We start from the raw sequence: 19738 nt of genomic DNA on the forward strand, positions 1-19738 counted from the left end.
CTTTTCATGAAAGTATAAAATATCTAACAACAACGGATATTAGGAACATGGCGTTAGCAATCAAGAGGCACATGGTCGCCAGTGATCCAAGGTCCTTTGCATCGCGCGCAAACTCCTCCCAATCTGCGGTCAAGTGGTCTACCAGACATTCGATCGCCGTGTTCAGAGCTTCAACCGCCACAAGGCCGAAGAACAAGACGAATTGAATACAGTAATCCCCAAAGGTGGCCCCTGCGATGCCAAGAAGCACTATGCTGGCAGCCAATGCAAACACGATATGCCGAAACGCCGTTTCTTGCCATAACCTCCGAAGGCCACCGATTGAATAGCCTGCCGCCGCAAAAACATGGGCGATGCCGGTGATGCGTTCAGGTTTTACCCGACGAGGTTCAGATATAGCTTTCAATTTTGAGCAATCTTTTGATGATCTTTGCAAGAGGCGAAAAGATCCAGTTTCGCCTCATAGTCGGTGGTTTTGATGTCCAGCATCCCGAGTAAAGAATGGTACAGATTATCGTGCGACAGCGGATCTGACATTTGCTCGGAAAGACAGTCTTGATCGATAGAGAACTGGGCCTTAAATGCGTTCGACATCCAAAGGATCATCGGCACTTTGGTCTGATATTCGGGGGCCATGAAATATGGTGCTCCGTGAAGATAGAGCCCTTTCTCGCCCAAAGACTCTCCATGGTCCGAGACGAATAACAAAGACGTTGCAAGACGGTCTTCCTTGGTTAGCAAAGCGATTGTCTGCGCCAAAATTTGGTCGGTGTAGGCAATGGTATTGTCATAGGCATTGGTGATCTCGACGGGTGAGCAGTTCTTGAATTCCGCTGTGCTGCACGCAGGAGTGAAGCGTTCAAACTCTTTTGGGTAGCGCAGGTAATAAGTCGGGCCATGGCTGCCAATCAGGTGCAATACCAGCACCGTGTCGCGGGTAATTGTTTGCGAATATTCTTCCAACGCCTTCATGAATATCCCGTCCATACATTCGCCAGACGCACAGAACTCATCGTTTTGCGTTTGAGTGAAAGAACGGGAGCCACCGACGCGGCGCGCAATGCCCTTATCGCCAGTGTTGTTATCCCACCAGTCGACCTGCAATCCGGCATGGGCCAGCACATCCAGAACATTTTCGTTCGAGACACCTTTCTCGTAAGAATAGTCGTCACGGCTAAATTTGGAAAACATGCACGGCAATGACGTCGCAGTCGCCGTCCCGCAAGAACTCACGTTCGAGAAGTTGACAATCGGGAGCTGCTCCAAGTTTGGATTTGTCTGCACATCGTAGCCATTCAGGCTGAAATTTTGCGCGCGCGCCGTCTCACCAGCGACAACGATAGTAAGCACGGGTTTGCTGCCAGCATTATACGATGGGCCTTTTTTTGCATCTCGCCCAACCGCTGCGACCGTCACATTTGAGGAGCGCATCATCATCTTGGCATAGCGAATGGTAGCCACCATTGGTGCACCCGGTTGAAAGGCGCTCATAAAGTCCTTTCGCTCGCGCAGAGTGGCCGAATATGACTTTAGATCAGCCATGAGGAAGCCTGCGGCAAGACACAAACTTAGCAGTATGGTGAGGACAGGCGCGCCGAACCTCCAAAGGGTCCTTTCCGGCTTGATTTTGACGGAAAGGATAGCAACGGCCGGAACCACCCCCAGCGATAAAACATGAAGGACAAACCCAGCAGTAATCAGGTGCTTTGATTCAGTCACTGTTGTGACCATGGCGTTCTGAATCATATCCCGGTCAATAATCACTCCCAAGTTGTCCGTATAGTAGGAGGACACCGAGCTCAAAATTACGACGAAAATCAAAAACGGCTTAACTAACCAAGGGAGACCAAAGAAGCTAAACGCAGCAAGGGTCAGGAAGAAGACTGCGCTGATGTAACCAAAGAGCGAGAACAGGTGGCCTGCAAAAATTTCGACGGCGATAGTCCAGAACGTCGCGTTGTAGGCGCAAAACACGAAGGCGACTGTCAAAATTGTTAACATGATTGGCGACATTGGAGCCGACATTCGAAGATCTTGGAGACGTTCTCGTACCAAAGAGTGTGTGGTCATATGAATTGATCCGCGCTGCTATTGAGCGCTCTTGATCACAGCAACCTTACGCCAACCTTATGATTAATAAACGCCGTTCGTTCAGTGGAAAGAACACGTATTTGCAGCAGGATTGGACATCATCCATCCGGAATTTTGCAAGGATTGCGAAGGCAGCACACGAAAGATCTTATTCTCAAGAGCTAGGCATTTTGATTTGCGTCAAAGATACATTCTGAATAATGAATATATTATCTTCTCAAGCCAATTGAATGCTGCTGGTGGTCAGCTTTTCCTGGTCGACCGACGTAGCCTTAATGTTATACGCTCCAAAGGATCACAATCATGCGCATATGGATCACCGCTATCGGACGGCTTTTTGCCGTTGGTATTCCTCTTGCGTTGGGGGTCATGGCGATTCTGTACTCAGGCTCCATCAAGTCTGAGGCGGCCCCGAAGGAGACCGTTGCGCAATCTGTGCCTGTGCGCGTCATTACCTTGAGCGAAATAGATCTGGTCCCGCGAGTCACCGGATACGGCGTTGTGGCGCCAGCCCGCGAATGGCGCGCCATAGCGCGGGTGGAGGGGACAGTCACGATGTCCTCACCGCTTCTGTCGGATGGGAATTATGTGCCCATGGGAACCGAGCTTTTGCAGATTGATGACACGGATGTGCGCCTTACCCTTGCGCAGCTGGATGCGCAAATGGCGGCGCTGGAGGTGAAAGACGAGACCCTGACCGCGAGCCTTGAGATCAGCCGCGCCGATCTTGCACTTAGCGAAAGTGACCTAAAGCGCCAACAAGACCTACAAAGCCAAGGCGTGACCACACGAACCGCCCTAGATCAGGCCGCGCGGACGGAATTAGCGGCCCGATCCAAACTGACCGACATCCAAAACCAACTTGCACTGAATGAGGCTGAGCGAGCAGTGCTGTTGGCGCAACGCGCCAGCTCGGCACGCAGCCTAGAGTTCATGTCGGTGGTTGCACCTTTCGATGTTCAAATCGGATCAGTCGCGGCGGATGTCGGGCAATATGTGGCCCGCGGTACTGTCTTGTTTTCAGCGGATGGAACCGAGGCCGTGGAGATCACGGCTCAGTTTCCCTTCGGGCAAATGGGCCCGCTGATAAGGTCGCTGGAGCCCGGCACCAGCGTTCTTGACCTGAACGCGCAGGTTCAATTGAGCCAAGCCGGTCGTATCATCAAGTGGCCCGCGACGGTCGCACGCGTTAGTGACGCCATCGACTCGCGCACTCAAAGCGCCAGAATTGTGGTTCGAGTCGACCAACCGAGGGAAAAGGCCATCGCAGGTCAAAGACCACCGCTGCGCCGCGATATGTTTGTCGAGGTCGTGCTTAGCGCGCCGTCACGCAAAGCGTTGGTCGCGCCATCTACCGCGATCACCCAGAACCAAGCGCTTGTTGTCAGCGCGCAAGGAACGCTTGAGCCGCGAAAGGTCGAGCTTGCCTATACAGCCGATGGTCTGGCCGTCATTTCGGGCGGGCTTGCTGCGGGCGATAAGCTGGTGGTCACGGACCCGTCTGTGGCCGTACCCGGCATGGCAGTCAAACCCGTTGAGGACCAATTGCTTGTAGACGCGTTGGCCGCTCAGGCGTCAGCACAATGATCGCGCTGTTCACGCGCCACGCAACCGCCGCCAACATTCTGATGCTGCTGTTCATCGGACTCGGCATCGCCGCCCTGCCAACGCTGCAACGCGACAGCTTTCCTGAAATCCCACCCTCTGATGTTGAAGTGCGCATCGTCTATCCCGGTGCCGCGCCTGCCGATGTTGAAACCGGCATCTGCATGGTCGCCGAAGACCCGATCCGAAGTGTCGACAATCTCGCCGAACTGACCTGTCAGGCCCGCGACAACATGGCAGTCCTGACCGCCGAAATCGTTGAAGGCGCCGACATGACGCGCTTTGCCGCTGACGTGAAGGCCGCCGTGGATGGCGTCACCGCCTACCCTGCAAAGGCCGATGCGCCCGTGACCCGCATCATGGAGCGCGTGGCAAATGTTGCTTCAATCGCGGTGACTGGCCCGGCCGACCCCAAAGTACTCTTTGCCTATGCGGATCAATTTGCCGAGTTTCTGAAAGCCGACCCGAAGATATCCCAAGCCACCGTTGGCGGGTTTTCCGATCGGGAGATTGTGATCGAGATATCAGCCACGGCACTGCAACGCCATGGCCTGACGATTTCTGCGGTCGCAGCCGCGTTGAGTCGCAACAGTCTGGACGTTCCCACCGGAACGCTCGAAGGCCCCGAAGGGGACGCATTGGTGCGGTTTGCCGGTGAACGTCGAACTCCTGGCGAGTTAGCGACAATTCCTTTGCTGGGATCAGAATTGGGCACCGAAATTTTGCTTGGTGACGTCGCAAAAATCTCCAACAGGTTCGCGGACGACTATAACGCAACCTTCTACAATTCCAAACGCGCGGCCATCGTCAGCGTCTCGAAAACCTCGACGCAAGACGCGTTGCGGGTGATGGCTGCCATCGAAGCCCGACTGGACACTGCGCGCGCGCAAGCCCCGGCCGGGATCGAATTGGAAATCTCGCAAGACAGCACATCCAACATCACCGAACGGCTGCGGATCATCACGACCAACGGCTTGCAAGGCTTGATTCTGGTGCTGATTGTGATGGGGCTGTTCTTCGGGCTGCGTTTTTCCTTCTGGGTCGCGTTGACGCTGCCGGTGTCCTTTTTAGGCACCATCTTTGTGATGCAACTGATGGGCCTGACCATCAATATGATCACAATGGTCGCGCTCCTGGTCGCGATTGGCCTGCTGATGGACGACTCGATTGTGATATCCGAAAACATCGTGCGCCGCAGACTGGCGGGGGAGACGCCCGTTCAAGCCGCCCTGAATGGCGTCGCACAAGTCGGACCCGGCGTTATGGCCTCGTTTTTGACAACCGTCATGATCGTCGGCCCGCTTGGACTTATGGCGGGTCAGATCGGGGCGGTGCTCAAATTCCTTCCCGTGGTTTTGGTGATCACCCTCGTTGTCAGCCTGATCGAAGCGTTTCTTGTGCTCCCAAACCACCTTGCCCACGCCCTGCGCGGTGACATGCGCCCCAATCGCGTCAATCGTTGGATGAATGGGTTTTTCGACATCCTCCGCGACCGGGCCATTGTGCCGCTCGCCCGCCAAGCCCTGCGGTTTCGCTATTTCACCTTGGGGCTCGTTGGTTTCATCTTTCTGGTGTCGCTCACGCCGTTCACTGCGGGGTTGATCAAGTTTCAAAGCTTTCCGACACTGGAGAGCGACACAGTGGAAGCACGGCTCTTGCTCGCGCAGGGCGCACCACTGTCACAAACCGAGGCGCGTGTGCAAAAAGTCGTCGCCGCACTGGAAAAACTCAACGCTGCGGAAACACCGAAACAACCCGACTCGCAGCCGCTTGTTCAGAGTGTGACGGTATCCTTCGGGTCAAATGCCGATGCCGCTTCCGAGAGTGGCCCCCATCTCGCAACCGTCAGCGCAAAACTTCTGCCTGCCGGTACCCGAACAACGACAGTCACACAAATCGTCAACGACTGGAAAAAAGCCACTGGCCCAATGCCGGACATGGCCAGCCTAAGATTTACGGACAAGGAACGCGGCGTTGGCGGCAAGCCAATTGATGTGCGTTTGCAAGGACCGGATATGGCAGCATTGGAGACAACCGCCCGCGAAATGCGTGCCTTCTTTCGTGCATTCCAAGGCGTGCGCGACGTGGCCTACGACCTGCGTCCGGGTAAACCTGAATACGTTGTCTCACTTCGTCCTGCCGCCGCGTCGGCGCTCGGAGTGACAGCGCAAGGCATCGCCACAGAGCTGCGGGCGAGCTTTCGGGGGGATACCGGTTTAGAGGTGCAGGATGCTCTGGGCGGGCTCGATGTCGTCGCACGTCTCAATTTGTCGGACCGTAATTCCGCCAGCGATATCGCCAATATCCGCGTGTCCGGAACAGGTGGTGCATTGGTGCCGCTTTCATCCGTAGCCGATATCAGTCTGACACGAGGCTATGCCTCGATCACCCGAATTGACGGTATGCGAACGGTGTCGGTGACAGGATCTATCAATGCCGATGTCGCAAACTCGCGCGAGCTGATGGCAGCCATGCGCGCTGATTTTCTGCCTGAGCTTAGCCAGCGCCACCCGGACGTAAACGTCGTGGTTGTGGGCGAGTCCAAAGACACCGCCACCACCGGCGCGTCACTGATGCGCAACCTCGCGATGGGACTCATCGGTGTTTGGTTGATCCTTGCTTACCAGTTCCGCAGCTTCATACAGCCGATCGCGGTTTTTCTTGCAATTCCGCTGGGTGTTATCGGGATGATGTGGGGGCATTTTGCGCTTGGAATGCAGTTGTCTATGCCCAGTTTCGTGGGTTTGGCAACGCTTGCAGGCGTCGTTGTGAACAACTCGATCTTGTTGGTCGAGTTCATCAAAATCCACCATAACACCAGCGATGACCTGATGGAATCCGGGGTTAGCGCGGTGCGGGATCGGTTTCGCCCGATCTTCCTGACATCGTTGACCACCGTTGTGGGGCTTGGCCCACTTTTGTTCGAGCAGTCAACCCAAGCCCAGTTCCTGAGGCCGATCGTCGCGAGTTTGGCTTTCGGGTTGTCCGGCGCAACACTGCTAGCCCTGTTTGTGACACCGGCGGCCTATATGGTTTTACATGACCTGCGGTTGGTCCGCAGAGTTGCGGAGTCGCTGGATTCTTAAAGGAACGGGGCAACCTGCATTTTTCTGCATAAGGCCGGGCTACTCTTTGATTGTGATGATGCTTTTATCAGCGTGATGGAAGCGAAACTTTGGCACAAGCTTGATGCTAAATCGTCTATCCAGCCCCCTTATGTTTCTGATGATCAGTTTGAGTTCACCGCGGTCATCCGGCACGATAATTCGGGAATCAGGCGGCGCTTGTGATCTTGCAACGGTGGCATTGCGGGACAAATGTTAAGTCTGACTGATACTTCTGTTCGCTGTGTGCACTTTACTGTGTCGACAGCGGCCGATGTCGGGCAGGTGCCAATAGATCAAGGGGTCTGGAGTACACGAAGCCACTAAACCATAAGTGATGCGGTTAGAAATGAAGCTAATTGAATGCCGTCTTGCGGTTTCGTAGCGCTCAGGAAGTTGAGTAATCAAAATTCGCTTCAACGAGTTTTAACCAGCGCCTTTGTCTGTGGGCGAAGAAGCGGCGAGCAAACGCCACGACTATGGGCGTTAGAACTCCGGCTTCGATCTTTACGACATCGACATATCGCGTTCCACCCTCAACAGGCTCGACTTCCATTGTATGATCCCAAGTGGGTATGAGCCAGCCGCAACCATTCTCTCGCAACCTGTGCATCCGGCCTTGATCCGGCAAGAACTCAATGCTGATGTCTTGCCATCCGATTGGTATAAACCCCAACAATAGCTTTCGAACCCTGAACCGATCTGCTGACCAGCGTTCCGGAAACTCCCTAGGCGCGATTGGTTGAAACGTCAGCATCCCTTTCGCGACAAAGCACAAGAGGCGCGGCTGGAGGACATGATCCCAAACAACTGCAGTGTCGGCTGGCAGGACTGTTGCCAGTTCAATTGTTCTCATAGCGCAATCGCTCAACACGGCGGTTTATCCCGCCGATCATGTGTCGGTAGAACCACATCCGTATTCCGTCGGGTCGGTTCTTGTATTTCGCACTTTTATAGTAGGTGGATGGATCATCCCAAGTGCCGTGATCATCCGTCACGGCCGCCATCTGTTGAAAAGCTTCGTGCTCAAGGTTGAAATCTGCGCTGGCGTCACCGTCTTTCAATGCAATCGAATAGCCAACTGACCAACCGCGACGTTTGACCTCGGCTTTCGCAGCGGTAAACAGCGGCAGGTCGTTGATAAAGGTGTCGATACGTCGCCAGATGCCATCTATCTCAACTTCGATCCAAGAATGAGAGATTTCCCTTGGCATGAGCCAATATGCAATGCCTGTAAAAAACCCTCTCTGAATGTCTTTGGAGATCAGCGAAAAGTGGATGCGGGCAGGAATGCCCACGGTCTTGCAAAGAGCCAACAACAAAGTCGCCTTCGTGTTGCACTGCCCATATCCTAACCGAATGGTGTCTGACGCTTTAACAAAGTCGCCATCGTCGGGAAACGCGAACTGAATATCATCCCGAACGAAATAGAATAGCTGTTCAAACCTGCCGCGAGGGGTTGTCTCAGTTTGCGTCAGACGTGTGGTAGTTTCTCGGACAAGCGGATGGTTCTGATCAGCAAGCAATTCCATCCTATATATTTACAACGCTGGAAGCCATTTGACATTGACGCAAGTCAACCGACATCCAAGACATTCATGTAATAATTAAGCATCGAACAGTTGATCGCAAAGAGAGATGAATCGTGGAAAATGGCTTCGGAAATCGCACCTTGAAGATTGCAGCGGGTGTGGCAATCGTTTTCGGGTTGCTGACAGTTTTGTCCGGTGGTCGTGCGCTTTTCGGCAGCGAAGTAGCCCGCGCAGCCGTCGGTGATGCGGTGCCATTTGTGCTATGGTTCAACTTTCTAGCCGGGTTCGCATATGTCGTCGCAGGGATCGGTCTGTTTTTGCGACACCGTCCAGCGGTTTGGGTATCAATCGGTATACTTGGCTCAACATTTCTGGTGATGCTGGCCTTCGGTTTGCACATGGCGCAAGGCGGTGCTTATGAGGTGCGAACGGTCGGGGCCATGATCCTGCGCACGAGCGTTTGGGCGGCAATATCTTTTGTTGCTTGGACTTATATCGGGCGCGGGGCCATGAGAGCGGAGTGAAGCGACGCTAACCTTCTGACCCACCGTCGGGAAGCTTAAAGACGGCCTCGAACCCGTCCGTCCGCCCCTGCGCTGGCGAGTGAAACGCTAACTTTGCCTGCGTCCCATCGGCAATTGCCTTCACAATGGCAAGACCAAGTCCGCTGCCCAGTGCGTTGGTCGGTCCGCGCTCAAACCTGGCGGTCAGCTGCGCCAAAGCTTCGGGGGCAACTGGTGGACCATCATTGATCACGCGCAACGTGCCGTCGCCGGTCAGTAGTAGCTTAACTGGGGTGTCGCTGCTGCCGTGACGCAGCGCGTTCTCAACCAGGTTTCGAACTACGATCGCGAAGGCGTCCGGATCAAGATTCGACAGTACCGGGTCTGTTGGAAGTGTGCGTTGGATGCGCACAAGTCCTGCTGTGCTGTCGAAGTCCGCCAGCACCATATTCAGCACAGGGCATAGGTCCGACAAAGCATCGCTGCGTAACCGCCCCCCCTCAGCGCGCGCCAGTTGCATAAGTTTCTCGGAAAGGCGGGTTAACCGCTTGAGCGCGACCTCGATCTCGCTTGCCCGTCCAGCTGCAATGGTATCAGAGGTTTCGGTCATCAGCCGTTGCGTCTGTGCAAGTGCAGCCGCCACCGGTGTGCGCAATTCATGTGCTGCGTTGGAGGTAAAGCTACGCTCGGCCACGAGCGCGCGCTCAAGACGGTCGAGCACTTCGTTGACGGCCTTGGCCACAGGTTTGATTTCATCTGGAAGACTGCGATCAACAACCGCCGACAGATCCTGCGCACCACGACTGGCGAGTGCATTGCTAAATCGCCGCACGGGACTCAGGCTGCGTTGCACAATCCAAAACACACCAAACAAACCAAATGGAATGATAACAATCAGCGGTAAGGCGAGCCCAATCAAAACCTCGCGGGAAACCTCCGCGCGGTGGCTGAGCGGCTCAGCGACGGCGATGGTAATCGTGCCTTGCAACGCCGCGTCATAGTAAAGTCTGTGGGTTGCAGTTTGGCGAAAGCCCATTCCATCAAAGACAGGAAAATCCGCATCCTCAGCTGCGTGCGACCGTATCAGGACACGCCCCTGATCGTCGCGCACAATGTATGTAAAGAACTCTTCATGCTCGCGCAGGGTGGCGATACGTTGGCTAACCCCTTCTTCCTCGCGGCTGATGATGTCCACTACCACCAAGGGAAGGATGCGTTGAGCAGTTTCTTCCAGCGTGGAGTCAAACACCTCGTTCATCTCACTGCGCAGCAGGGTAGCGGTGGCCCAAGCGGTCACCAGCCAGAGCACCGTCAAACCCAGCCCGAGCGCCAACGCCAGGCGACCTTGCAGAGAGCTTGGCATTCTCATGTCGTACCCAGCCGATAGCCGAGGCCGCGCACCGTTTCGATCCGCTCGCGCCCCAGTTTCTTGCGCAGGCGGCTGACATGCACCTCAATCGTGTTGCTCTCGACCTCGGTATCAAAGGAATAAAGTCGCTCTTCCAATTGAGCCTTGGACAAAAGTTGACCGGGTCGCTGAACGAATGCCTCAAACAGAACCCATTCACGAGCGGTTAGGGCCACCGACTTACCGCCTCTAAAGACAGACCGCGCGGCAAGGTCGACCTCCAGATCGCCCAGAGTGGCCAGAGGGTTCGGGTTGCCAGCATAGCGTCGAGCCACAGCAGCAACGCGCGCTGACAGTTCGGATAAATCGAAGGGTTTGACCATGTAATCGTCAGCACCTGCGTTCAGCCCCTCGATCCGGTCACTGATCTGGTCCAGCGCGGTCAGAATGATCACAGGCGTTACATCGCCCTTCTTTCTAAGTGCACGCAAGAATGGCTGACCCCGCCCGTCGGGCAGCATCAGGTCAAGAAGGATCAGGTCATAGGCAGCGACATCCAGATATTCGCCCGCGCCGTCCAGCCGCATGGCCCAGTCGATGGAATGCCCGTCAGCGGCAATCTGGTCGCGCACCGCATCACCCAACACAGTATCGTCCTCGATCAGCAGCACACGCATATCTGTCTTTTCCTGTTCCGTTTGTGATCTCTCTATCATCGGCAAAGCTGACGTGCACCTGAAGCACAAAACCGGAGCACTTCAGGTCCGCGTCAGGTCGATATGTGACAAAGCGCCATCAACACGAGCTTCAGGAGATGGCATAATGAAAAAGTATCTGATGGCAACGACCCTATTGATTGGTCTTGGTGCGGCAGGTGTCGTCCTTGCCGATGACGATGATTGTCGGGTGCCGATGGCAAACTGGCAACCGCGAGAGGCTGTGCAGAAAATGGCAGAAGCCCAAGGCTGGACCGTGCGCCGGATTAAGACGGACGATGGCTGCTATGAAATCAAGGGCCGAGACGCAACGGGCCGCGAGATTGAGGTCAAGGTTGATCCCGCCACGCTGGCCATGGTCGAGTTTGAATACGAAGATGACGACGACGATGGCAATCGTGGTCGCGGCACCGTCGCGCCAACGGGATCAGTGCAGCCACCCGCGAACGGGTTATTCACTCCCGGCACGGCGCCCGTCGTTCAACAGTAATCTACATTCAATGCCCTTAGGGCCAGCGGCACCGCGAATGTCCGCGATAATGAGCATTTGGCCTTAATTGAAGTCGCCTGGCACAAGGCCGAATTTGCGAGCTGTTTGTCCCGATGGTTCGCCAACTAACCCCGTCGCCAGCCCAAGGGCGACGGGGCTTTTTTTAGCCAAACCTGACGCCCAGCTGAAGTGATTGCCGGTTTTTCGTCAGGGACACATCAGCCGAATCCTACATACCAATTTCAAAGCAACCCAATATGGAGACTCCCGATGAAAACCCTGCTGTTCGCCCTAGCATTAACCACCGCCTTGACCATTCCTGCCTTGGCAATTGCCAAACCCGTTACGCTGACCGCAAACATGAAGCAGTATGGCGGCGATGGTGCTTACCTTGCACTTTACGTCACTGATGCAAATGGCACCTATAAGGGCAGCCTGTGGATGGCAGGCGGCAAGTCGAAATACTACGAACATCTGAGCGACTGGTATCGTGCGACAGGCGGCAACACAGCCGAGATCAACGGCATCACCGGTGCCAGTGTTGGCGCGGGGCGGCAGTTAAAGATCACACTCGATCTTGCGGATGCGCTGTTTGACGCCGGCTACGAATTACATATCGACGCCTCGGTCGAAGACATGCGCGACAGCCCGTCCGAAGTGGTCGTGCCGCTGACTACAACGGGTGCGGGTCAGCCAGCCGCCGGTCGCCGCTATATCCGCGATTTCACCTACGACATGTAATACACATCAAAGGAACCTCACCATGCTGCGCGCCCTGCACAAATTCCCTGGCCTGTTCGCAACTCTGCTGATCGTCGTCATGACGCTCAGCGGGGCGGTGCTAAGCGTTCTTCCGACACTGGAGGCTGTGCAGGCCCCCTCACAGCTCGACTCGAGCTTGACCATTGCCACTTTGGCGGATCGCATTGCCATCACCTACCCCGGCGTTGAACAAATCCGACGCGCGCCGTCGGGGCAGATCACGGCATTCTATTTTGAGGCCGGGCAACCCGGTGCCGTGATCATCGACCCCGCGACAGGTGAGGGCGTGGCGAATTACGAGCCCTCGGCCTTTCAACGCTGGATAACCAACTTGCACCGCTCACTGTTTCTGGACGACGCAGGACGGCTGACCGCAGCGGCGGGGGCGGCATCGCTTCTGGTGCTCTCGATCTCGGGGCTGATGCTGACAGCACGGCGTGTCGGGGGCTGGCGGCGTTTCTTCTCTCGTCTGCGTGGCCCGCTCATGGGGCGGCTGCATGTCGAAGTGGCGCGGGTGACTGTTGTCGGGCTTCTGCTGTCTTCAGCCACTGCGCTCTTCATGACCGCCAGCACCTTTGAGTTACTCCCACAGGGCAGCGTTGTCGCGTTTCCCTCGCAAGTCAGCGGCCAAACCGGTGCGACGCCTGGTATAATGGCATTGCTGCGAGACACTCCGGTGGATACTTTGCGCGAATTGACCTTTCCCTATCCCAACGACCCCACCGATGCGTTCTTGCTCAAGACAGACTCGGGCGAGGGGTATCTCGATCAGGGAACAGGGGAGGTTTTGATCTGGGCCGATGCAGGTGCATGGCAACGCGTCAATGAGACGATCTACATGCTGCACACCGGACAGGGTATGGCGTGGCTGGGGGTGATCCTCGGGCTGATGGCGCTTGGGGCGCCGTTCATGGCCATAACTGGCGTGATCCTCTGGGTGCACGCACGCCGTGCTCGGCCACGGATCAAAGGTAATTTTGCGGCCATACAGGCTGACACGATCCTGCTGGTCGGTAGCGAAGGGGGCAGCACTTGGGGCTTTGCCGCGACCCTGCATGATGCATTAACACAAGCAGGCCATAAGGTTCACGCATCCCCGATGTCGCAATTTTCGCCACATCGGTATAGCCTTGCCGAACGGGTAATCGTGCTGGCCGCGACCTACGGCGAGGGCACAGCACCCGCTTCGGCCAAGGGGTTCCTTGATCGGCTGGCGGCTTTACCAAAAGCCCCCGATATGACGCTGGCTGTGCTGGGGTTCGGTGACAGCAAGTTCTCCGAGTTCTGCGCCTATGCCGGCGATGTAACCCGCATGGCCGAGGAAAAAGGCTGGGTGCAAATGTTGCCGATGGCGACAATCGACCGTCAGTCACCACAAGAATTCGCCCGCTGGGGGCGAGATCTGGGTCGCGCCCTTGGCCAGCCTTTGGAGCTATCGCACAGCCCGGCGATCCCGCGCAGCCAAGCACTGACGCTCATCTCGCGTCGCGACTATGGGGCCGAGATGCAGACCCCTGCCGCGATCCTTCGTTTCGCAATTCCCAAGGTCGGGCTTTGGGCGCGGCTTGCGGGGCGGGCTTTGGGTCGGTTCTCACCCGGAGATTTGCTCGGCATTGTTCCCGAAGGTTCACATGTGCCGCGCTTCTATTCCTTGGCCTCCGGACGCGAAGATGGCTTTGTCGAGATTTGCGTCAGTCGCCATCCCGGTGGGCTGTGCTCGGGACAGCTTCTGGATATGGGCATCGGCGATAACGTGCGGGGTTTCATACGTCATAACCCTGATTTTCGACCTGTTCGGGGTCACAAACCGGTCATTCTGATCGGGGCTGGCACCGGCATCGGACCGCTGGCTGGGTTTGCGCGCACCAACCATTCGGGACGACCCATGCATCTTTATTTTGGCACTCGGCATCCTGACAGCGATCTTTTCTACGAAACGGAAATACGCGAATGGCACGAAGAGGGTCGTCTTGCCTCCGTTGCCACCGCCTTTTCTCGCACCAGTGGACGGGCCTATGTGCAAGACGCCCTACGCGCCGATGCAGACCATATTGCCAAGTTGATTAATGAAGGCGCGCAGATTTTGGTCTGCGGCGGACGTAACATGGCCGTTGGTGTGACCGATGCGCTGACCGATATCTTAGCACCTGCCGGATTGACACCCGCCGCGCTGAAAGCAGAGAGACGTTATGTTGAAGATACCTACTAACCTTAAGCGTCATGCCTTGAGCGGCCCAACGATGGGCACCCGTTGGTCGGCGCTATTCTATGCCCCTACAGTGGCAGCCCTTGAACCGATCCGCGCTGCACTCGCTGAAAGCGTGGATGCTGTGGATCGCCAAATGTCCACATGGAAACCTGACAGCGATCTGATGCGCCTCAACCGTGCACCAGTAGGAACCTGGGTGCCGGTTCCTGCGGAATTGATGGAAGTGCTTGCGAAGGGGTTGGGGATCGGAAGGCTTTCGGATGGAGCCTTCGACATCGGAATGGGGGATATCGTTACCGCTTGGGGGTTTGGCCCGCAAGATGCGGATGTACAGAAAATTCGTGCTGCTTTGGGCAAGGCGCGTGCCTCTTCGCACGAGTTTCTGGAGCTTGATCCCGATGCACTACAAGTCCGCAAACTTGCCCCACTTGCACTGGACCTGTCGGGAATTGCTAAAGGTTATGCAGTTGACCGCATGATGGCAGTGCTGGGTAGTTTCGGGATCACTGACGCTCTTGTGGGCCTCGATGGTGATATGCGAGCCCTTGGCGCGCGACCAGATGGTCAAGCATGGAATGTGGCAATTGAGCGCCCCGATTATGAAACGCGGGCACCGCTGTCCATGATTGAGCTTATCGATGCTGCTGTCGCCACATCAGGTGATTACCGTCATTGGATCGAAGCTGGTGGGAAACGGCTCTCACATACGATGGACCCGGCCCTCGCTGGCCCTCTAAGGGACACGCCTGCATCGGTGACCGTTCTGGCCAAGACCTGCATGGAAGCAGATGCTTGGGCGACGGCCTTCATGGTTTCTGGTCGGCAGAAAAGTGAAATCTGGGCCAAAGCTTTTGGACTGACCGCCGTTTTTATCCATCGCGATGGCGGCGACTTTCGTCAAACGCATGTTGGTGGGACAGGTTAAGGTTGTCCGATTCACGTTGTTTAACACTTTGTAGAGATAGTGCCCCTCGTAGAAGTCTAATCCCGACGGTAGGTTGGGCTCTAAGCAGACACTTGCACTCTGTTAAGAGCCACCATTTGTTGAACGGTTCCGCCATAGCCGACATCGGTGCAATTGCAGCGAATTCACCCTTTTTCCGCAGAGCCAACTTAGACGTCAACAAAACAAACGGCAGTTTTGAGTTAGAAGGCAAGAGGTCGCTGTCCCTGCAATTCAACAGAAATTTTATTTTGAACTCACGGCGAAGTGCAATTTGTGTTAATTATTGCCTGAATGTGTAAGCAGCAACCCAGTCACCACTCACGAGGCATCTGGATATCGAGGTGCTCCGAGAGCGACGCCCTTATGCGCTAAATGAGCGAGGTCGATTTGGCCAATTTGAGGACAAACCTACCCTCCGCGACACTAAGATTAGCCTCATTCCACGATGTGCAAATCCACCTTGCGAAACGCCGATATCGCGCGATTGGCAATTTCATCGCAAAGGCAGATCGCATTGATATACCGCCTCGCAAAGGTTTCGGTTTCCGGAGCCACCTTCAATAGGCGCATTTTTTCAACTTTTGCTGCGTCCAAATCGCCTGCCTCCACGTGGAACCAAACGAGCAGATAATGAAAAGCAAAGAAGCCAGGCATTGGACATTTTTCAAGCTCTGTGATTGCCTCATCGGCCCCCGTTGTCATCATCAAGAACATCGCCTTCGGCATGTGATACCAGCTGGGATGCAGCGGGTTTAAAGCAATGGCGCGGTCGATTAAAGGTATCGCCTCATCCCAATCCGCAAGTCTGACAAGGCAGATACCGAACATCGCCAACATGTCGGAATGACCCGGGTTGAGCCGCAAGGCCCGTCGGACGCAAGCGCGAAAATCAACAAAGCGCCGAGCGTGAAAATAGGCCAGCGCCAAAGACTGATGTGCCATCGCGTTTTGCGGATCATGACTGACAGCGAGCGAGGCGTGCTTCATCGCCAGATCAAGTCTTGCGAGATCGCCCGCATCCGCCGTCATGGCACGATAGTATTCGATTTCGATCATCGCGAGGGCAGCGTGAGCTTCGGCTGAGGTCGGGTCATTCCTTACAGCATGCTTCAGGCCCGCTTCAATTTCGTCGCGACCTACCTGATCCAATTGAATCCCGAACTGAAAGTACCGAGATATCCAGGCATAGGTTTCCCATTTGATCGCCGGCTTAGAACGCTCGACTTGCTGCGCATAGTGTCCGATGGGGCCATATTCTACCGCAATGCGCGCGGCGATACGCGCGACTATCTCATCTTGCATTTCGTAGATATGGCGCGCGTCCATCCGCATGTCGATTTGATCCGTCAGAAGAATTTCGTCTGCGGCTGCGTCGATCAGCCTTATACTTGTTTCAATCAAGTCATCGCGAATGCGGTAACTACCCTCCAGCACAAAATCTGGATGGAAGAGGTCAAACATCTCCCCAATGCTCAAATGTTGCTGTTTAGCTTTTTCAGTTGTGGCGCGCGAAAACACCGACAAATCTCTAAAACGAGACAGGTTCGAAATCGTCCCTTCCGTCAGTCCGTCAGACAGAAATTCAAGACTCGTTTTCGGGCCAATATACTCGAACGGCAACACAGCGATAGACGGTTTTTTGGTTTCTGGAAGAGCTGGAGTACTATCCGGCTCGTTTGGCTTCTCGCCATCCCATGACACGTAGAAAGACGGCTCGTAAGACCCTTTGGGGATCGTGATATGGATCGGATCATCCCTCCCATCCTGCCGATAGTATTGGTCCAGCTTCTGGCGAAGGGCCCGAGCCTGAACACGCACGATTGTGTCTGTCTGCGGATCGAAATCTGCTTCTTTGTCGAAGACTTCTATTCCAATGGTATAGCCCTTCAGCCGGTGTTTCCGCCCTGCGAGAGACTCTGCAACAACATATGTCAAAAAGCGTGTCAAACGCGGCGCATTGCAGAACTGCCTGCTACCCAAAATCCGTGCAAGTTGTGTTTCGACCACCTCTTTGGGCAGTGATGTCGTCAATTGCATCGATACGGCCCCGCCATTTTTGGTGCGCCAAGGTGAGGCGTCTGCGGCATGTACACCGCCAACCTAACTGTGAGTCACTTAAGTCTCATTAATTATTCAGTCATGTTTGCGCTAACCGCATCGGCCCTGACGTTGCGCCAGATCAATTTAGTAATGGGAATCCCAGAATGGGTCCAGATAACAGCGACTTATCACTGGCAGAAACATGCCTAGTAAGGCTCAATCTGGAGCTTTCCCAGTTGGAGCAAGGGTTCAAAGCCAATCTGACGTTTAAAACTCAAACCTTCGTCCAGCAATTCGCGGACCTGAGGGCGCAAACTGAGTCAGTTCTCGAACAAATCGCGGCATTGCAACACCAAAGTCAAACAGCCGCTGCATCGCCCAGCCGAGACCGGCAATGGCACGCTCTTAAAGCTGCCATTCGGATTTATCGAAAAGCGGATACCTCAACCGATGAGGCGACACGCACAAAGACCTAACTACGCCCCTCATACCCCTTGGGACCGCTGAAAGGCCCTCTCCCAGAAATGACCGACCCAGTCAGGAGCTGCCCCATGACAAATTTAAGTGTCCCCTTTGCATCACCCGCACGCGAAAGCCGAATTGTCCCAACTGGACGGTTGCCAATGATCCGAACCAAAAAAAGTGACAACCGCAGTATCGGCCCAGTAAGACATGATGCAGTAAGGTCAGCCCCCAGCGTAGAAACGCGTGAAGATCGAAACAAACACAAGCACCTGAACGCGCTTTTTGACCAGTCCTCGTTCGAGCAGCATTTCCAGCCTGAAAGCACCATATTGCTGCATGGCGATCCAGCCGACACGTTGTATCAGGTTACGTCAGGAACAGTGCGTTGCTGTACGATAGATGCGGATGGCTTGCGGCAAATATTCACGTTTGCCAGAAAAGGCGATCTTATCGGAATTTCAGATATGGATACTTGGCACTTCACAGCCGAAGCTGTCGATCATGTTGTAGTGAGGTCCGTTTCCCGGCCCATCCTAGAGCAAGCATTGGCGGTGCAGATTTCGCTACGCGAAGAAGTAAGGGAACTTATGTGCGAACTGTTGGTGCGACGAGAACGGCAGCTTCTTTCCATGATTTCAAAGAAAGCGCCTGAGCGACTGCTTGGCTTCCTTCAAGATTTCTCCGCTAATCGATCCAATTCGGGGTTCGTTGCGCTGCCGATGAGTCGCAGAGATATCGGAGATCACCTTGGCATGACGGTCGAAACGGCCAGCCGCTCGTTCAGCGATCTGAAAAATCGCGGGATTATCGAGATGAACACGCCGGAAAAATTCAGACTTGTTGGCTAGGTAAGAATGTTGGCGTCGCTTGCACAACATCTCTCGACATTTCCTCGCGCGTCGCATCGGCCAAACTAAAGAGTTCGGGCATTCATAAGAGAGATTGGAACGGTAGAATCCGTCTCCAACCTCTCCTATCAATCTAGCTCAGACCAAAGGCGAGCCACAATCGTTTACATCCATATCCTTGACAGGATCTTCCGGGCCACATTCTTGATTGCTTACCGGATAGTGCCCGGGCTCTGTGCATCCAGCTATGGCCAGTACTGTACCTAAGAGTGCAAGCATGATGAGAGTCTTCATTCTGTTTCCTTTTTCATAATGTGAAGGTAATTGCGCGTGCCTGGAGACAATGAATCTCAGCGATGCCTCAAGCGGCTTAGATCATGTCAGAAGCGTGACCATTTTGGTCTCCATACAATACGACTAACGGCCACACCGAACTAATTCTGAAATTCATCACTAGTGACCGTGTGTACCCATTTATAATAAGCAAATCCGTTTACGCAGAATTGACAAAGGACAATTCCCAGCATGTTTTGAGCTTACATTCCAACACATCTCTTGCCAGATCAAAATGAGCTCCGCCCAGTGACGGCGATGCTACCGTCAGGCAATTGATGTTCGTCAATCACAAGGTCTCCAAGCCATTTAATGATTACTTCTGTATCGCCCCAGGACTCTCACAACTGAGAGGTCTGCCGGATGCTTCACTAACTCATTAAACGGAGATTAAAATGAAACTTTTCCTCACGACCGCCCTGACAGCACTCACATTGTCTGCCCCAGCTTTCGCCGAAACAACGGCAGCTGAGCTATTTGCCATGAGCAACGATTCCGCCGCAGAAACAATCGTACAAGAGCATTCCACAGGTGATGTGACCGCTGCTCAAATCACGTTGGCACTTGATAATATGAGCGCGGCAGAGCGCGAAGTATTTCTGGCCAGCCCCCATGAGGTGCGGATGGAAACACTTAAGAATTGCCTGGAGAAAACAGATTCGGGCGACAGCGCGGCTGAGTCCTGTGTGATTAACAAGAAATAACAGCACATTTTTGCTATGACCTGAATCCAAGCGATCCATTCC

General features: G+C 54.8%; 17 protein-coding genes. 10 read left to right on the forward strand and 7 right to left on the reverse strand.

Annotation, left to right across the window (positions count from 1 at the left end; all coding sequences use genetic code 11):
* Positions 1-4: 4 nt before the first annotated feature.
* Positions 5-406: a diacylglycerol kinase gene (locus BUB72_RS13030; RefSeq protein ID WP_083588671.1), complete on the reverse strand. Its 402-nt coding sequence runs from the start codon at positions 404-406 to the stop codon at positions 5-7.
* A complete protein-coding gene (locus BUB72_RS13035) occupies positions 403-2001 on the reverse strand; it encodes a phosphoethanolamine transferase (RefSeq protein WP_245814845.1) in 1599 nt (532 codons plus the stop codon). The genes BUB72_RS13030 and BUB72_RS13035 overlap by 4 nt, the downstream gene beginning before the upstream one ends.
* Positions 2002-2394: 393 nt before the next feature.
* Between BUB72_RS13035 and BUB72_RS13040 the strand changes: the two genes are divergently transcribed.
* On the forward strand, positions 2395-3678 hold the full coding sequence (locus tag BUB72_RS13040) for an efflux RND transporter periplasmic adaptor subunit (RefSeq protein WP_073144506.1): 1284 nt from the start codon (positions 2395-2397) through the stop codon (positions 3676-3678).
* Positions 3675-6782: an efflux RND transporter permease subunit gene (locus BUB72_RS13045; RefSeq protein ID WP_073144508.1), complete on the forward strand. Its 3108-nt coding sequence runs from the start codon at positions 3675-3677 to the stop codon at positions 6780-6782. The genes BUB72_RS13040 and BUB72_RS13045 overlap by 4 nt, the downstream gene beginning before the upstream one ends.
* Before the next feature lie 406 nt (positions 6783-7188).
* Here the strand turns inward: BUB72_RS13045 and BUB72_RS18860 are convergent, their stop codons facing one another.
* Both BUB72_RS18860 and BUB72_RS13055 read right to left on the reverse strand, forming a co-directional pair.
* Complete coding sequence (locus BUB72_RS18860; protein ID WP_073144510.1) at positions 7189-7656, reverse strand: hypothetical protein; 468 nt, start codon at positions 7654-7656, stop codon at positions 7189-7191.
* The gene (locus BUB72_RS13055) at positions 7643-8332 is read right to left on the reverse strand and encodes a transglutaminase-like domain-containing protein (RefSeq protein WP_073144512.1); all 690 of its coding nucleotides are present in this window, start codon (positions 8330-8332) and stop codon (positions 7643-7645) included. Before BUB72_RS13055 ends, BUB72_RS18860 begins: the two co-directional genes overlap by 14 nt.
* Positions 8333-8445: 113 nt before the next feature.
* Here BUB72_RS13055 and BUB72_RS13060 point away from each other — a divergent pair, with 113 nt between their 5' ends.
* Positions 8446-8856, forward strand: coding sequence for a hypothetical protein (locus BUB72_RS13060; RefSeq protein WP_175549162.1), 411 nt, complete (start codon positions 8446-8448; stop codon positions 8854-8856).
* Positions 8857-8863: 7 nt separating this feature from the next.
* Here the strand turns inward: BUB72_RS13060 and BUB72_RS13065 are convergent, their stop codons facing one another.
* Entirely contained in the window at positions 8864-10204 is a 1341-nt protein-coding gene (locus BUB72_RS13065) for an ATP-binding protein (RefSeq protein ID WP_073144517.1), read from the reverse strand.
* A complete protein-coding gene (locus BUB72_RS13070; RefSeq protein WP_073144519.1) occupies positions 10201-10860 on the reverse strand; it encodes a response regulator transcription factor in 660 nt (219 codons plus the stop codon). Before BUB72_RS13070 ends, BUB72_RS13065 begins: the two co-directional genes overlap by 4 nt.
* 145 nt (positions 10861-11005) lie before the next feature.
* Here BUB72_RS13070 and BUB72_RS13075 point away from each other — a divergent pair, with 145 nt between their 5' ends.
* The 4 genes from BUB72_RS13075 (at position 11006) to BUB72_RS13090 (ending at position 15285) form a co-directional block, all read left to right on the forward strand.
* Positions 11006-11389, forward strand: coding sequence for a PepSY domain-containing protein (locus BUB72_RS13075; protein ID WP_073144521.1), 384 nt, complete (start codon positions 11006-11008; stop codon positions 11387-11389).
* A gap of 270 nt (positions 11390-11659) precedes the next feature.
* A complete protein-coding gene (locus BUB72_RS13080) occupies positions 11660-12130 on the forward strand; it encodes a DUF2271 domain-containing protein (RefSeq protein ID WP_073144523.1) in 471 nt (156 codons plus the stop codon).
* A 22-nt stretch (positions 12131-12152) separates the two neighbouring features.
* Positions 12153-14360, forward strand: coding sequence for a PepSY domain-containing protein (locus BUB72_RS13085; protein WP_073144525.1), 2208 nt, complete (start codon positions 12153-12155; stop codon positions 14358-14360).
* On the forward strand, positions 14341-15285 hold the full coding sequence (locus BUB72_RS13090) for an FAD:protein FMN transferase (RefSeq protein WP_073144528.1): 945 nt from the start codon (positions 14341-14343) through the stop codon (positions 15283-15285). Before BUB72_RS13085 ends, BUB72_RS13090 begins: the two co-directional genes overlap by 20 nt.
* A gap of 456 nt (positions 15286-15741) precedes the next feature.
* Here the strand turns inward: BUB72_RS13090 and BUB72_RS13095 are convergent, their stop codons facing one another.
* Positions 15742-17343 (reverse strand): tetratricopeptide repeat protein, encoded by a 1602-nt coding sequence (locus BUB72_RS13095; protein ID WP_073144530.1) that lies wholly within the window; start codon positions 17341-17343, stop codon positions 15742-15744.
* Positions 17344-17510: 167 nt separating this feature from the next.
* On the opposite strand from BUB72_RS13095, the gene BUB72_RS13100 reads away from it, so the two are divergent.
* The 3 genes from BUB72_RS13100 to BUB72_RS13110 all read left to right on the forward strand — a co-directional run bounded on the left by BUB72_RS13100 (position 17511) and on the right by BUB72_RS13110 (position 19696).
* Positions 17511-17822 (forward strand): hypothetical protein, encoded by a 312-nt coding sequence (locus BUB72_RS13100; protein WP_073144533.1) that lies wholly within the window; start codon positions 17511-17513, stop codon positions 17820-17822.
* 75 nt (positions 17823-17897) lie between these two features.
* Positions 17898-18659 carry a cyclic nucleotide-binding domain-containing protein gene (locus tag BUB72_RS13105; protein WP_217653859.1) on the forward strand — a complete coding sequence of 254 codons (762 nt, stop codon included), beginning with the start codon at positions 17898-17900 and terminating at the stop codon, positions 18657-18659.
* A 728-nt stretch (positions 18660-19387) separates the two neighbouring features.
* A complete protein-coding gene (locus BUB72_RS13110) occupies positions 19388-19696 on the forward strand; it encodes a hypothetical protein (protein ID WP_073144537.1) in 309 nt (102 codons plus the stop codon).
* Positions 19697-19738: the final 42 nt, after the last annotated feature.

Origin of the sequence: Litoreibacter ascidiaceicola, assembly GCF_900129235.1 — a bacterium.
Taxonomy (GTDB): domain Bacteria; phylum Pseudomonadota; class Alphaproteobacteria; order Rhodobacterales; family Rhodobacteraceae; genus Litoreibacter; species Litoreibacter ascidiaceicola.

Excerpts from the sequence above, each read along its gene's own strand:
- BUB72_RS13080 (WP_073144523.1), top strand. The coding sequence starts at position 11,660 with ATGAAAACCCTGCTGTTCGCCCTAGCATTAACCACCGCCTTGACCATT.
- BUB72_RS13095 (WP_073144530.1), bottom strand. The coding sequence starts at position 17,343 with ATGCAATTGACGACATCACTGCCCAAAGAGGTGGTCGAAACACAACTT.
- BUB72_RS13035 (WP_245814845.1), bottom strand. The coding sequence starts at position 2,001 with ATGTTAACAATTTTGACAGTCGCCTTCGTGTTTTGCGCCTACAACGCG.
- BUB72_RS13070 (WP_073144519.1), bottom strand. The coding sequence starts at position 10,860 with ATGCGTGTGCTGCTGATCGAGGACGATACTGTGTTGGGTGATGCGGTG.
- BUB72_RS13100 (WP_073144533.1), top strand. The coding sequence starts at position 17,511 with ATGGGTCCAGATAACAGCGACTTATCACTGGCAGAAACATGCCTAGTA.
- BUB72_RS13055 (WP_073144512.1), bottom strand. The coding sequence starts at position 8,332 with ATGGAATTGCTTGCTGATCAGAACCATCCGCTTGTCCGAGAAACTACC.
- BUB72_RS13105 (WP_217653859.1), top strand. The coding sequence starts at position 17,898 with ATGACAAATTTAAGTGTCCCCTTTGCATCACCCGCACGCGAAAGCCGA.
- BUB72_RS13065 (WP_073144517.1), bottom strand. The coding sequence starts at position 10,204 with ATGAGAATGCCAAGCTCTCTGCAAGGTCGCCTGGCGTTGGCGCTCGGG.
- BUB72_RS13040 (WP_073144506.1), top strand. The coding sequence starts at position 2,395 with ATGCGCATATGGATCACCGCTATCGGACGGCTTTTTGCCGTTGGTATT.
- BUB72_RS13045 (WP_073144508.1), top strand. The coding sequence starts at position 3,675 with ATGATCGCGCTGTTCACGCGCCACGCAACCGCCGCCAACATTCTGATG.
- BUB72_RS13090 (WP_073144528.1), top strand. The coding sequence starts at position 14,341 with ATGTTGAAGATACCTACTAACCTTAAGCGTCATGCCTTGAGCGGCCCA.
- BUB72_RS13110 (WP_073144537.1), top strand. The coding sequence starts at position 19,388 with ATGAAACTTTTCCTCACGACCGCCCTGACAGCACTCACATTGTCTGCC.
- BUB72_RS13085 (WP_073144525.1), top strand. The coding sequence starts at position 12,153 with ATGCTGCGCGCCCTGCACAAATTCCCTGGCCTGTTCGCAACTCTGCTG.
- BUB72_RS13075 (WP_073144521.1), top strand. The coding sequence starts at position 11,006 with ATGAAAAAGTATCTGATGGCAACGACCCTATTGATTGGTCTTGGTGCG.
- BUB72_RS18860 (WP_073144510.1), bottom strand. The coding sequence starts at position 7,656 with ATGAGAACAATTGAACTGGCAACAGTCCTGCCAGCCGACACTGCAGTT.